The sequence below is a fragment of the Undibacterium cyanobacteriorum genome (assembly GCF_031326225.1).
GTDB lineage: Bacteria > Pseudomonadota > Gammaproteobacteria > Burkholderiales > Burkholderiaceae_D > Undibacterium > Undibacterium cyanobacteriorum.
Genome location: NZ_CP133720.1, coordinates 1,904,451 through 1,917,531 on the forward strand (window position 1 = coordinate 1,904,451; position 13,081 = coordinate 1,917,531).

At 47.2% G+C, this 13,081-nt stretch carries 12 protein-coding genes and 1 tRNA gene; 11 read left to right on the forward strand and 2 right to left on the reverse strand.

Annotated features, from left to right (window positions below; genetic code table 11):
* Window positions 1–59: 59 nt before the first annotated feature.
* Window positions 60–1,028, reverse strand: a complete 969-nt coding sequence (locus RF679_RS07860; RefSeq protein ID WP_309483664.1) for a cation diffusion facilitator family transporter — start codon at window positions 1,026–1,028, stop codon at window positions 60–62.
* Between the two features lie 320 nt (window positions 1,029–1,348).
* Between RF679_RS07860 and RF679_RS07865 the strand changes: the two genes are divergently transcribed.
* The 9 genes from RF679_RS07865 (at window position 1,349) to RF679_RS07905 (ending at window position 9,837) form a co-directional block, all read left to right on the forward strand.
* Window positions 1,349–1,425: transfer RNA gene (locus RF679_RS07865), tRNA-Val, on the forward strand.
* Between the two features lie 273 nt (window positions 1,426–1,698).
* Window positions 1,699–3,606 carry a threonine--tRNA ligase gene (thrS, locus tag RF679_RS07870; protein ID WP_309483665.1) on the forward strand — a complete coding sequence of 636 codons (1,908 nt, stop codon included), beginning with the start codon at window positions 1,699–1,701 and terminating at the stop codon, window positions 3,604–3,606.
* 45 nt (window positions 3,607–3,651) lie between these two features.
* On the forward strand, window positions 3,652–4,188 hold the full coding sequence (gene infC, locus RF679_RS07875; protein ID WP_309483666.1) for a translation initiation factor IF-3: 537 nt from the start codon (window positions 3,652–3,654) through the stop codon (window positions 4,186–4,188).
* A 200-nt stretch (window positions 4,189–4,388) separates the two neighbouring features.
* Complete coding sequence (gene rpmI, locus RF679_RS07880; RefSeq protein WP_038493025.1) at window positions 4,389–4,586, forward strand: 50S ribosomal protein L35; 198 nt, start codon at window positions 4,389–4,391, stop codon at window positions 4,584–4,586.
* A 28-nt stretch (window positions 4,587–4,614) separates the two neighbouring features.
* Complete coding sequence (gene rplT, locus RF679_RS07885; protein WP_309483667.1) at window positions 4,615–4,974, forward strand: 50S ribosomal protein L20; 360 nt, start codon at window positions 4,615–4,617, stop codon at window positions 4,972–4,974.
* Between the two features lie 235 nt (window positions 4,975–5,209).
* A complete protein-coding gene (gene pheS / locus RF679_RS07890) occupies window positions 5,210–6,226 on the forward strand; it encodes a phenylalanine--tRNA ligase subunit alpha (RefSeq protein WP_309483668.1) in 1,017 nt (338 codons plus the stop codon).
* 213 nt (window positions 6,227–6,439) lie between these two features.
* A complete protein-coding gene (gene pheT, locus RF679_RS07895; protein ID WP_309483669.1) occupies window positions 6,440–8,866 on the forward strand; it encodes a phenylalanine--tRNA ligase subunit beta in 2,427 nt (808 codons plus the stop codon).
* A gap of 145 nt (window positions 8,867–9,011) precedes the next feature.
* Window positions 9,012–9,440, forward strand: a complete 429-nt coding sequence (locus tag RF679_RS07900) for an integration host factor subunit alpha (RefSeq protein ID WP_309483985.1) — start codon at window positions 9,012–9,014, stop codon at window positions 9,438–9,440.
* A 22-nt stretch (window positions 9,441–9,462) separates the two neighbouring features.
* A complete protein-coding gene (locus RF679_RS07905; RefSeq protein WP_309483670.1) occupies window positions 9,463–9,837 on the forward strand; it encodes a MerR family transcriptional regulator in 375 nt (124 codons plus the stop codon).
* 187 nt (window positions 9,838–10,024) lie between these two features.
* Here RF679_RS07905 and RF679_RS07910 read toward each other — a convergent pair whose 3' ends face one another.
* Complete coding sequence (locus RF679_RS07910; RefSeq protein WP_309483671.1) at window positions 10,025–10,720, reverse strand: DUF2306 domain-containing protein; 696 nt, start codon at window positions 10,718–10,720, stop codon at window positions 10,025–10,027.
* A gap of 549 nt (window positions 10,721–11,269) precedes the next feature.
* Between RF679_RS07910 and RF679_RS07915 the strand changes: the two genes are divergently transcribed.
* Window positions 11,270–12,283: a sensor histidine kinase gene (locus RF679_RS07915; RefSeq protein WP_309483672.1), complete on the forward strand. Its 1,014-nt coding sequence runs from the start codon at window positions 11,270–11,272 to the stop codon at window positions 12,281–12,283.
* Between the two features lie 9 nt (window positions 12,284–12,292).
* Window positions 12,293–13,078, forward strand: a complete 786-nt coding sequence (locus tag RF679_RS07920) for a LytR/AlgR family response regulator transcription factor (protein WP_309483673.1) — start codon at window positions 12,293–12,295, stop codon at window positions 13,076–13,078.
* The last annotated feature ends 3 nt before the right edge of the window (window positions 13,079–13,081 follow it).

A 13,081-nucleotide genomic window follows, 5' to 3' on the forward strand; every position in this document is an offset into this window, starting at 1 on the left:
TCTGGAATCTTGGGCGCACTTTTGTATCGCAAGTGCTCGCCGTATCGATAGTTGACTTGTCAATGCTGATGATTACACTCAGCCTCACCAAACTCTTCATCGCGCAAGACCTCGGCTTGTAGCGTGATGTGATCGATGCCGTGTTTTTCTAGTAGCATCTTCTTGATACTTTCTAAAATGCGTGGCCAGGCTAATAGGTCGTCAATTTCCAAATGGCCGATCAGGGCTGGTTGGCCTGGCGACATATCCCAAATATGTAGATCGTGAACTGAGGCGACTCCAGGTGTGGCTTCTAAATCTTCGCCGATTTTGACGAAGTCAATTTGATGAGGCACACCTTTCATTAAGAAGTGGAAGGATTCTTTGAGCACGCCAATCGTCGATTTCAAAATCAAGAGGGATACAAAAATCGAGAGGATGGGATCGATCGGCATCCAACCCGTGTAAGCAATGATAGCCCCGGAAACAATCGCGGCGACTGAACCCAAGAGGTCACCCATCACGTGAATCAACGCAGCTTTGGTGTTCATGCTTTCTTTGTCATGCGACAGCACCCAAGCAACGATGATGTTAATCGCTAAACCGATTGCTGCCACGATCATGACTGTGGTGCCTTGAACGGCTTCAGGCTTGTATAGGCGTTGAATTGCTTCAATGCTGATCCATACGATGACACCAAGCATCACTAGACCATTGACGAATGCGGCTAGGGCCTCGGAACGACCGAAGCCAAAACTATGTTTCGCTGTGGGAGGGCGCTTGGCGATGACTTGTGCCAATAAAGCCAATCCTAACGCAGCAGAGTCGGTCACCATATGACCCGCGTCTGAAATCAAGGCCAAGGAGTTGGAGATGAGGCCAAACACTACTTCGACGCCGGCGAAAAAGAGTGTCAGCCCAAGTGCCCATGCCAGTACAGATTGACTGCGTTCTGCAAAAAAATGCTGATGCGTCGCGTCTCCATGTCGATGCGCGTGAAGATGGTTATGTTGGTGATTGTTTTGATGACTATGAGCGTCGTGCGGCATGGCAAATCAAGGAAGTGGGAATCGGCACTCTAAATTGTATAGGAAAACAGCCATCACACCATTCTTACTTGGGATGCGAAAAGGGCTATTCCTCTATCAGTGACTTAATACCTCACGCTATTTTCGTTGGGTATGTGGCTACTTTGTGAGCTTGCTGCTTACTATGAATAGCAGTCAATGAATGAAGCCTTTTACGATTATCGATAATCGGTTCGAAGCGCATGGCAAGTTGTTTAAACCAAATTAGAGAACTCTTTTCACGCATGTTAATAAAAAGCACTTTACGAAAGCAGCTGCATTTGCTATAGTCTCGGCTCTTCGGGCGGTTAGTTCAGCTGGTTAGAATACTTGGTCGACATCCAAGGGGTCGGGGATTCGAATTCCTCACCGCCCACCAGAATTCAAGAAAATCTACAAAACCCTAGGTATCCCTAGAATTGGATTTGTAGGGATACTGTATAAGAGCGAGAAAGGCACTTGGTTATGACACCGCGAACTACGATCACATTCATTTGTGAGCGACGCTAGTCGAGGTGCTTTTTCGTCTGAAGTAAATGTGGAATTGATGAGAAAACGCGGCTAGCCCGCGTTTTTTTTCGTCTATCGAATTTGTATAAGTTTTTTTCTGAGTGATTTATTTATTAATGGCTTAGGCCCGTAGGAGATGAAGATGATTTCTATTCGCTTACCCGATGGTTCGCAACGACAATTTGAGTCCGCTGTGACAGTGGCGCAGGTCGCCGCTAGCATCGGTACGGGCTTGGCAAAAGCGGCCTTAGCCGGTCGTGTTGATGGCAAGTTAGTTGATACTTCGCACCTGATCGAAAACGATGCTGACTTGGCGATTGTGACTGATAAAGATGCCGATGGTTTGGAAGTGATTCGTCACTCAACCGCTCACTTGCTGGCTTATGCAGTGAAAGAGTTGTTCCCGGATGCGCAAGTGACGATTGGTCCTGTCATTGAGAACGGCTTTTACTATGACTTCTCTTACAAACGCCCATTCACACCAGATGATTTGGTCGCTATCGAGAAGAAAATGACCGAGTTGGCCAAGAAGGATGAGCAAGTTGTGCGTAAGGTCGTGCCACGCGACGAAGCAGTTGCCTACTTCAAATCCATTGGTGAAAAATATAAAGCGGAGATCATTGAGTCGATTCCTGCCGACCAAGATGTGTCGCTCTACACTGAAGGTAATTTCACGGACTTGTGCCGTGGTCCACACGTGCCATCGACTGGTAAGTTAAAAGTATTTAAGTTGATGAAGTTGGCTGGTGCTTACTGGCGCGGCGACTCCAAAAACGAAATGTTGCAGCGTGTGTACGGTACCGCCTTCGCGAAGAAAGAAGATCAAGAACAATACTTGCACATGTTGGAAGAAGCAGAAAAACGTGATCACCGTAAGCTCGGTAAATCACTAGATTTGTTCCACTTCCAAGATGAAGCACCTGGTTTGATTTTCTGGCATCCAAAAGGTTGGACTTTGTGGCAGCAAGTGGAGCAATACATGCGCAAAGTTTACCAAGAGTGTGGCTATCAAGAAGTCAAAGCGCCGCAAATCTTGGATCGCACCTTATGGGAAAAGACTGGCCACTGGGAAAATTATCGCGAGAACATGTTCAGTACGGAGTCGGAAAACCGTAACTACGCATTGAAGCCAATGAATTGCCCAGGTCACGTACAGATCTTTAATTCGAACATGCGTAGTTATCGCGAATTGCCATTGCGTTATGGTGAATTCGGTCAGTGTCACCGCAATGAGCCATCGGGTGCTTTGCACGGCATTATGCGGGTCCGTGGCTTTACACAAGACGACGGCCACATTTTCTGTACTGAAGATCAAATTCAAGATGAGGTTATGGCTTTCCATCCGCAAGCGATGAAAGTGTATGACGATTTTGGTTTCAACAATATCGCGATCAAGATTGCCTTGCGCCCTGAAAATCGTATTGGCTCAGATGAAATTTGGGATCGCGCCGAAGAAACCTTGCGCGCTGCATTGCGTAATTGCGGTATGACTTGGGAAGAGTTGCCAGGCGAAGGCGCGTTCTACGGTCCGAAGATTGAATACCACCTGAAAGATAGCCTTGGTCGTCCATGGCAGGTTGGTACCATGCAAGTCGATTTCTCTATGCCTGGTCGCCTCGGTGCGGAATATGTTTCCGACGACAATTCACGCAAAGTGCCAGTGATGTTGCATCGTGCGATCGTTGGTTCAATGGAAAGATTTATTGGCATCTTGATCGAAAATCACGCGGGTGCTTTGCCAACTTGGTTGTCTCCTGTGCAAGTAGCGGTCTTGAATATCTCGGAAGCGCAAGCTGATTACGCTAAGTCTGTGGCTGAAAACCTGAAAAAACAAGGGTTTAGAGTACATCTGGATTTGCGTAATGAGAAAATTACCTATAAAATACGCGAACATTCCATGCAAAAGTTGCCTTATATCATCGTAGTCGGTGATAAAGAACGGGATGCAAATACAGTGGCTGTGCGTACGCGCGGTAATCTGGATCTGGGTGTGATGTCCCAGGAAGCCTTCTTAGATCGCCTAAAGAACGACTTGGAAACCAAGGGCTGACCAGCTTTTGCCTCGATTTTTGAGCAAGCCGACGATTAATTTTTTTTGAAGGAAACTGCAATAGCTACCGAAAAGACACATCGTATCAACGGTGAAATCACAGCGCCAGAAGTGCGCTTGGCAGGCGTTGATAATGAGCCATTGGGCATCGTAAAACTGGGAGAAGCCTTTCGCTTAGCCGAAGAGGCTGAAGTTGATTTGGTGGAGATCGCGCCAACAGCGCAACCACCAGTTTGCCGATTGATGGATTACGGCAAGTTCAAGTATCAGGAGCAGAAGAAAGCTCATGAAGCCAAGATGAAACAAAAAGTCATCGCGGTGAAAGAGGTCAAGTTCCGTCCTGGTACAGACGATGGCGATTACAACATTAAATTGCGTAATCTGATCAAATTCCTCGAGGAAGGCGATAAAACGAAGATTACTTTGCGCTTCCGTGGTCGTGAAATGGCCCACCAAGAAATTGGTATGCGTATGTTGGAACGCTTGAAAGTGGACTTGGATCCGTATGGTCAAGTAGAGCAGTTTCCGAAGATGGAAGGTCGCCAAATGGTCATGATGTTGGCGCCGAAGAAGAAAAAGTAATTGCGAGTGGTGGTTTGTAAACCATCACATCATCGCGAAAAAGTTGTGGCGATTGTGATTTGAAAGAATCATGGTGGCAACAAAGGGTATTGAACTCGATTTCAAACCCAGTCTAAGTGAGAAGTAGGCATCCAAGAGTAACGTGATTGTTACCACCTACCATCATATAAAAAGGAGCTGTCGTAAAAGACAGAAGTGTTATGCCTAAAATGAAAACAAAGAGCTCTGCAAAGAAGCGCTTTCGTGTACGTCCAGGTGGCACAGTGAAGAGTGGTCACGCTTTCAAGCGTCACATCTTGACTAAGAAAACCACCAAAAACAAACGCCAATTGCGTGGTACCCGTAACATCAATGCGTCTGACGTAACATCAGTCATGCGCATGATGCCAACAGCTTAACCTCTACTCACTATTTTAAGGAGTTATTATGCCTAGAGTAAAACGTGGGGTTACCGCTCGTGCCCGCCATAAGAAAGTTCTCAATTTAGCTAAAGGCTACCGTGGTCGCCGTAGCAAGGTATTCCGTATTGCTAAGCAAGCAGTTATGCGTGCTGGTCAATATGCATACCGCGATCGCCGCAACAAGAAACGCGTATTCCGCGCTTTGTGGATTACTCGTATCAATGCAGCGTCTCGCCAACACGGTATGACTTACAGCGTGTTCATGAACGGTTTGAAAAAAGCGAACATCGAACTCGACCGTAAAGTTTTGGCCGATATGGCTGTGACTGACAAACCAGCATTTGCTGCGATTGTTAATCAAGTTAAAGCGACTTTGGCTGCTTAATTAGTCATAGTCGGCAAATTCGCCATTCGCGAATCTGCAAGATGAGCGGGGCAGAGGTTGAATCCACTGCCCCGTTTTTTTTCCTCAAGGATTTATACAAAATCAATTTGCCCTCGAACTGCGGTCGCTCTGCAGTGATTCGATTTGTGCGATTGTTTTTGTGTGAGTCTTTGCTTGAAACTTCTTAGGCGTGGCTCGTTATTTTCTATCATCCACACGAAGTGGGAAAAATCGCATGAATCCCTTAGATCAAATTGTTACCCAAGCGATCGCAGATTTTGCTGCCGCGGCTGATGCAGCGGCACTGGAAAACGCGAAAGCGCTGTATCTCGGTAAGTCTGGCCAAATCACTGAACAGATGAAGGGCTTAGGTAAGCTCGCACCGGACGAACGTAAAGCGCAAGGCGCCGTCATTAACGTCGCCAAAGAGCAAATTGAAAACGCCTTAACGGCACGCCGCGAAGCTTTGGCAAACGCGCAGATGGAAGCGCGTTTGAATGCAGAAGCGATCGACGTGACTTTGCCTGGCCGTGGTCGCGGCATGGGCGGCATTCATCCCGTGATGCGCACATGGCAGCGAATTGAAGAGATCTTCCGTTCGATTGGTTTTGATGTGGCTGACGGTCCTGAAATTGAAAATGATTGGACCAACTTTACTGCATTGAATTCGCCAGAGAATCATCCAGCGCGTTCTATGCAAGACACGTTCTACGTTGAGGGTAATGATACCTCCGGCAAGCCGTTATTGTTGCGTACCCATACCAGCCCGATGCAGGTGCGTTATGCGCGCATGAATAAGCCGCCAATCAAGGTGATCGCGCCAGGTCGTACTTATCGCGTCGATAGCGATGCAACCCATTCGCCAATGTTCCATCAAGTCGAAGGTTTGTGGATTGCCGAGGACATCAGCTTTGCTGATTTGAAAGGCGTTTATTTGAACTTCGTCAAAGCGTTTTTTGAGACTGACGATTTGCAAGTGCGCTTCCGTCCTTCGTATTTCCCATTCACTGAGCCATCTGCTGAGATTGATATCGCCTTTGGTAGTGGCCCATTGAAAGGTCGTTGGTTAGAAGTATCTGGCTCCGGTCAAGTGCATCCAACGGTGATCAAGAACATGGGCTTAGATCCAGAAAAATACATCGGCTTTGCTTTCGGTTCTGGTTTGGAACGTCTGACGATGCTGCGTTATGGCATTAGCGATCTGCGTTTGTTCTATGAAGGCGATTTGCGATTCCTGAAACAGTTTAATTAGTTTAACTAAGCTGAAAAGATGAATTAAAACCCCTCAACGCCGAGACTCAGAGACGCTGAGGGGCGCAGAGAAATTCAAATGCCTAGGACCAAGAGTTCTCATTTTTTCTCCGCGTCTCGGCGCCTCAGCGTTGATAGGTTTTCGAGATTGAGATTGTCTCTTTGTTTGAAGTATTCCGTACTGAAAAGTACACAATCAACATACGGTTGAATTATGCAATTTTCTGAAAACTGGTTACGTACCATGGTTGATCCGAAGATGACTTCGGATGAGTTGTCGCACATGCTGACGATGGCAGGCTTGGAAGTAGAAGAGCTTGAACCAGTCGCTCCTCCTTTTAGCAATGTCGTGGTCGCGGAGATTCGCGAAATCGCCAAGCATCCTGACGCGGATCGTTTGAATGTATGTCAGGTCGACGTCGGTACTGGCACTCTGTTGAATATCGTTTGTGGCGCACCGAATGTTCGCGTTGGCATGAAGGTGCCATGTGCGATGGCAGGTGCAGTTTTGCCACCGGGCCCAGACGGTAAGCCTTTCTTGATTAAGGTAGGGAAGCTACGTGGCGTTGAATCGCAAGGCATGTTGTGTTCCGCGCGTGAATTGAAATTATCGGAAGATCACGGTGGCTTGATGGACTTGCCTGCAGATGCGCCGGTGGGTCAAAATTTCCGCGATTACTACCAACTCAATGATTTGAAATTCACCATCAAACTGACACCGAACAAAGCCGATTGTTTGTCGGTGCTGGGTGTTGCACGTGAAGTTTCCGCGTTGACTGGTACCGCCATGCATTTGCCTGAAGCGCACATCGTACCAGTGATGTTGACAGAAAAATTGCCTGTCAAAATCAGTGCACCGGATTTGTGTGGACGTTTTGTCGGCCGCGTCATTCGCGGTGTGAATGCCAAATCTGCGACGCCAGATTGGATGAAGCAACGCTTGGAACGCAGTGGTCAACGCCCGATTTCGGCATTGGTCGATATTTCCAACTACGTCATGCTAGAGATGGGACGCCCAAGCCATGTTTTCGATTTGGATAAAATTCATGGTGGCCTTGATGTGCGCTGGGGCAAAAAAGGTGAAAGTCTGAAGCTTTTGAATGGCAATACGATTGAAGTCGATGAATGGGTGGGCGTGATCGCCGATCAAAAAGAGATTGAATCTTTAGCCGGTATCATGGGAGGTGATTCGACTGCAGTGACATTGGAAACCGAAAACATTTATTTGGAATCCGCTTTCTGGTGGCCGAACGCGATCCAAGGTCGTGCACGTAAATATAATTTCTCAACGGACGCCGCGCATCGCTATGAACGTGGTGTTGATTTTGAATCCATCGTCGAACATGTGGAACGTATCACTGCTTTGATCGTCGAAATTTGCGGCGGCCCAGAGCAAGTGAAAGTGGGGCCTGTGGATGATCATGTGGTCAATCTGCCGAAGCGCCAGCCAGTGAAAATGCGCACTGAACGCGCGAATAAAGTCATCGGCGTTGATTTTACTGATGCACAGATTGCGGATATTTTTACGCGCCTTGGTCTGCAGTTCACGCAAGAGCCGGGTTTGTTTTCCGTCACGCCACCATCCTACCGTTTCGATATCGAGATTGAAGAAGATTTGATCGAAGAAGTGGTACGCGTGTATGGCTTTGAAAACATCCCATCCTTGCCACCGGTGGCACCGAATGCGATGTTGATTGACCCTGAGAACACCCGTTCCGCATTCACACTGCGTCGCCAAGTAGCCGATATGGATTATCAAGAAGTGGTCAACTATAGCTTTGTTGAAGAAGCGTGGGAAGCCGACTTCTGCGCTAACGCCAATCCAGTTCGCTTACAAAATCCGATCGCGAGTCAAATGAGCGTGATGCGCACTAGCTTGATCGCAAGTTTGGTTGCCAATGCACGTTACAACTTGAACCGTAAGATCAATCGTGTGCGTATTTTTGAATTGGCAGCGGTGTATTTGCGTGATGAAGCTGTGCAAGACGGTCCATTGAGCTTGGCTGGCTATGCTCAACCAAAACGTCTTGCTGCCTTGGCGTATGGCCCTGTGGTTGAAGAACAATGGGGTAGCGCTAATCGCAATGTGGATTTCTTTGATGTCAAAGCCGATCTCGAAAATTTATTTGCACCAAAAACTTTGCGCTTCAATAAATGCGAGCATCCAGCGCTGCACCCAGGCCGCGCTGCTGAAATCGAATGCGACGGTAAAGTGATCGGTGTGATCGGTGAATTGCACCCACGTTTGCAACAGAAGTACGATTTGCCTTTGGCACCTATCGTCTTCGAAGTTGCAGTCGAAGCGCTGCAAGCGCGTGAGTTGCCTAGCCATCGCGAAATTTCGAAATTCCAAGCGGTGACTCGTGACCTCGCATTTGTCGTAAAACAAACTGTGACAGCACAAAGCTTGCTCGATGTTTTCCACGCGGAAATACGCAAGGCAGATTCTTGCAAAATCGTGCAAGACATTGTTTTATTTGATGAATATCGTGGCAAAGGATTGGAAAATGATGAGAAAAGTCTTGCATTCCGGTTTAGCTTGCAAGATACTCAGAATACCTTGCAGGATGAAATCGTTGAACAAGCAATGGCTGCATTAATTGCAGCAGCAACGACTTCCATTTCAGCGCGATTACGCTAATTTTCAGAAGAAATAGACGCTCGCTGTGCCGCTTCAAAGTGGCAGAGTAGGGCGTCTGACCCTCTTCAAAAATGTGAAAATAAATGCAGATCGTGTGCTGCGCGATACTAAAAAGAACAATAGTTTGGGCGATAGGTCAACAATGATGAACGATGTAAATGCGTCAGATCTTCAAGCGATGTTAGATGAAGATTTGAAACGTGCGGTACGCGAATCGCAGGCCCGCACGAAAGCAGAAAAAGAATTGCCAACGCTAACAAAAGCGGAATTAGCAGAACTCTTATTTGAACAAGTTGGTTTGAATAAGCGCGAAGCGAAAGATATGGTCGAAACTTTTTTTGGTGAAATTCGTGATGCTTTGGAACGTGGAGCGGAAGTAAAGTTGTCCGGTTTCGGCAACTTTCAATTACGCGATAAACCGCAGCGTCCGGGACGTAATCCAAAAACTGGCGAAGAAATTCCTATCACTGCTCGTCGTGTCGTCACTTTCCATGCAAGTCAAAAGCTGAAAGGCATGGTTGATGATTTGCATAGTCCAAGCCCTAGCCCTATGAGCGTTGCATCTGCCGCTTAAAAACGATACTGAGTGAGCTGATATGAGTGACGCCGCTATAGAGAATTTCGTATTGCCTCCGATTCCCGCCAAACGCTATTTTACGATTGGCGAGGTAAGTGATTTGTGTGGTGTGAAGCCACATGTGCTGCGCTATTGGGAACAAGAATTTGCCCAACTAAAACCGGTGAAGCGTCGTGGAAATCGTCGCTACTACCAGCATCACGAAGTGCTATTGATTCGTCGTATTCGTGAGCTTCTTTACGATCAAGGTTTTACGATCAATGGCGCCCGTAACAAGCTCAATAATCAAGCAAGTCATGAAGATGTGAAGCCGCAGAAACAAGAGCAAAAAGCGATCGGTACCTCACAGGTCCGCGAAGAATTGCTCAACTTGCTGGAAATCCTTAAGATCTAACAAAAAAGCCGACCCCGAGTCGGTTTTTTCGTCTCTTTCTTTCAGAAATTTCTATGTCGTAGTTGATGGTGCGACGATATTCTCAACTTAGTAAAAATCTAGTCGGCGTAATGCGTCGAATTGGATGCCATAGTTCAGCGCATACCACAATGCCTGTAGCTTCCTTGAATGAGTCACCATGCGTGTTTTATGATCTTTCAATTGATACTTTCGGCTTGGTCCGTTTGCGTTTGATGAATGTGCATAAAATCCAATAGATAGTTGTGATGACTACTAAGAGCACCGGAATGGCCAGTGTCGGAATTCCAAACACACTACTCTTGCGGATGAAGCTTGGAAAAACTTGCATTTGCCCAGTGAAAAATGAGCCAGTCGCAATCAACATAGCAAAACACATGCGCCATAGGTGCCGCATCAAGCGTTGCGATCCAAGGATCTCGCCAGCCCATATCATGCGTATGTCCGCAGTTGCGCACAGCAGACTGATCGATCCGAAAACAAGGAGTACTTGTGGAGGACTATTCTTAGTAATCAGTGATTTTGGATCAGCGGTAAAATCAAGCCACAAATTGAGCGAATACACTCCGAGCACAGCTGCAGCCAGAGCAAGGCCTTCCAATGTAACGCGACTTTCTTGCACGGTACGTCTTACCACCAACCACGAAGTACAAATCAGGTACGCGGTAAATAGGGCGACAACACCAGTTACGTGATCAGGACGTAAAAACAGTGAGATGATCGCAGCACTGAGTGACATACTTAACATCGCTAAGGTGAAAATAATTCCTGATTTGCGATGTATGGCAGACCCTTTTGTGGCATACAAAGCAAAGAAGCCGGAAGCTATGGCGATTAAGCCAGTCATAATGTGTATCCATTTCATAAGAATTCCTGTGGAGTTGCTTGGTGTCTGCCAGAATAAGATCAGGGGCAAGAATTTTAGAATTGATTGCGATGAATGACGGAGGCGGTGCCTTAAATGGTGGCAGGGGACGACGATTTTGGTCTGAGATGGTTTGACCTTTGTGGTTTCGCTGTCCAATAACAGCTATGCTGTCATTCGAGCGCGTAAGAAAATCGGTATCGTTTTATAGAAAAGTGGTTAAAAGGCGCTTGCCATTGGCGCTACGTACTCTCACAAGATCTGGGAGCATATTGTGTGAGAAATATTCGACTGCAATTGGTCGGTGTGTAGCGTGGTCGATCAAGCCTGTTCCGTCATTCGTCCAACAGAAATGGTTGAGCACAAATTAGCCGATTACACTCCGTTCATCATTCTCTGACTAAAAGCATTTAACGCAGCAAGTTTTCGTTTTTAATATCGGACCCCACTATGGCAAACACAGAATCATTTGACGCCTCACTAAGACCACCAATATATGGTTGGGGTCGAATTAAAGTTGTACTGTTTGCGACCCTCATATTGAGCATCATGATGAAGTTCACATGGGCGTCCTGGTGGATAACGATCTACGTCCGCCTCATTTTGATCGGCATGATGCAACTAGCAGCATTTGGCATCGTGGAACGCTGGCCTAAACGGTTTCCGGCTTGGGCCGCTCGTTGGGTATTTCAAGTCGCGGCAGTGGCAGTAGTAGTGCCGTTTGCAGCCGCATTGGCGTATTCGCTGACAACGATTGGGGAGCCCGTCCCTTGGTATACCGTGCAGAAAAAAATAGATGGTTTTGGAGAAATGGTCGGTGCTGGTCTGTTATTCTCACCGTGGATAGCGATGGCCGCTTTGTATCGTCAAATTAGTGGGCAGGCTCAGCGACAAGCCTTAGCCTTTGAATTGGAGCGCAGTGAGTTGGCCCGTGATGCGCTTGATTCACGCTTACGTTTATTGCAAGCACAAGTGGAGCCCCATTTTTTGTTCAATACCTTAGCCAATGTGCGCGAGTTGGTCGATTCTGGGTCGCCTCAAGCCTCGAAAGTACTGGGTAGTTTAATCGCGTATTTGCGTGCTGCCGTCCCTAACTTGAATAGTGCGGCAAGCACCTTGGGACAAGAACTTGATCTCGTACGCGCATACTTGGAATTGATGTATATGCGAATGCCAGATCGGTTGCAGTTTTCTATTGATGTTGATGAAGCGACCTTACAAATTCCTTGTCCACCCATGAGTTTGCTAACCTTAGTCGAGAACGCTATACGCCATGGCATTGATCCTAGTGAAGAGGGAGGGAGGATTGATATCTCGGTTTTTATGCAAGCGGATCGATGTGTTGCCCAAGTTAGTGACACCGGTGTTGGAATGGGCGTAACGCATGTGAGTAAAGGGCTAGGAGCGGGACTGGGAACGGGTCTTGTCAATTTGCAAGAACGATTGCAATTGGTCTTTGGCGAACACGCTCATCTTAGTTTGTCTGCGATTGAGCCACATGGCTTTCTGGCGGAAATAAACCTGCCTGTAAAGTTGGAATCGTCAATACATACTTCGTCATAAGGACTAAAAATGCCATCGAACCGCCCAACCGCACTGATTGCTGATGACGAACCTTTATTGCGTAGTTCGTTGATCCGCATGCTCGCACAAATCTGGCCAGAGTTGGAGATCGTCGCAGAGGCCCGCAATGGTCGCGAAGCAATCGAACAATATCAAATACTGAAACCGACAGTCTGTTTTTTGGATGTCCATATGCCGGGAATCACCGGTATAGATGCGGCGCGACAAATTGGACGTGGTGTGCACTTAGTTTTCGTCACTGCTTACAGTGAATATGCGGTGGAGGCGTTCACACAAGGTGCTTTGGATTATTTAGTGAAACCGGTAGATCCAGCGCGCCTTGCTGACACTGTTGCACGCCTACGTGAACGCATAGGCACAGCGCAGGATGCACCTGATATCGACGCACTACTAGATAAGTTGGAGGCGCGTATGCAGAAAAAAACAGCGCCTGAGCCATTGCGTTGGATTAAAGCCATGGTCGGGCAATCTTTGCGCATGATTCCAGTTGCCAGTATCGATTTTCTACGCTCGGACGAGAAATACACCTTAATCGCATGGCGCGGTGAAGATGGAAAAGCGGCAGAGGCTTTAATTCGCAGTACGCTCAAGGAATTATTAGATCAGCTCGATACCACAAACTTCATACAAGTGCATCGATCGGTCGTAGTCAATATCAATATGGTGAGTCATGTGAATCGCGGAGAGAACGAAACTGCAACGATATTTATGAAGGGGCGCGATGATAAGCTACCTGTCAGTCGTAGCTATTTACACCACTTCAAACAGATGTAGTTT

Coding starts and splice junctions, on each gene's coding strand:
- RF679_RS07905 (WP_309483670.1), top strand. CDS start 9,463: ATGAGTGACGCCGCTATAGAGAATTTCGTATTGCCTCCGATTCCCGCC.
- pheT (WP_309483669.1), top strand. CDS start 6,440: ATGCAATTTTCTGAAAACTGGTTACGTACCATGGTTGATCCGAAGATG.
- RF679_RS07860 (WP_309483664.1), bottom strand. CDS start 1,028: ATGCCGCACGACGCTCATAGTCATCAAAACAATCACCAACATAACCAT.
- RF679_RS07900 (WP_309483985.1), top strand. CDS start 9,012: ATGAACGATGTAAATGCGTCAGATCTTCAAGCGATGTTAGATGAAGAT.
- rplT (WP_309483667.1), top strand. CDS start 4,615: ATGCCTAGAGTAAAACGTGGGGTTACCGCTCGTGCCCGCCATAAGAAA.
- RF679_RS07910 (WP_309483671.1), bottom strand. CDS start 10,720: ATGAAATGGATACACATTATGACTGGCTTAATCGCCATAGCTTCCGGC.
- thrS (WP_309483665.1), top strand. CDS start 1,699: ATGATTTCTATTCGCTTACCCGATGGTTCGCAACGACAATTTGAGTCC.
- rpmI (WP_038493025.1), top strand. CDS start 4,389: ATGCCTAAAATGAAAACAAAGAGCTCTGCAAAGAAGCGCTTTCGTGTA.
- RF679_RS07915 (WP_309483672.1), top strand. CDS start 11,270: ATGATGAAGTTCACATGGGCGTCCTGGTGGATAACGATCTACGTCCGC.
- pheS (WP_309483668.1), top strand. CDS start 5,210: ATGAATCCCTTAGATCAAATTGTTACCCAAGCGATCGCAGATTTTGCT.
- RF679_RS07920 (WP_309483673.1), top strand. CDS start 12,293: ATGCCATCGAACCGCCCAACCGCACTGATTGCTGATGACGAACCTTTA.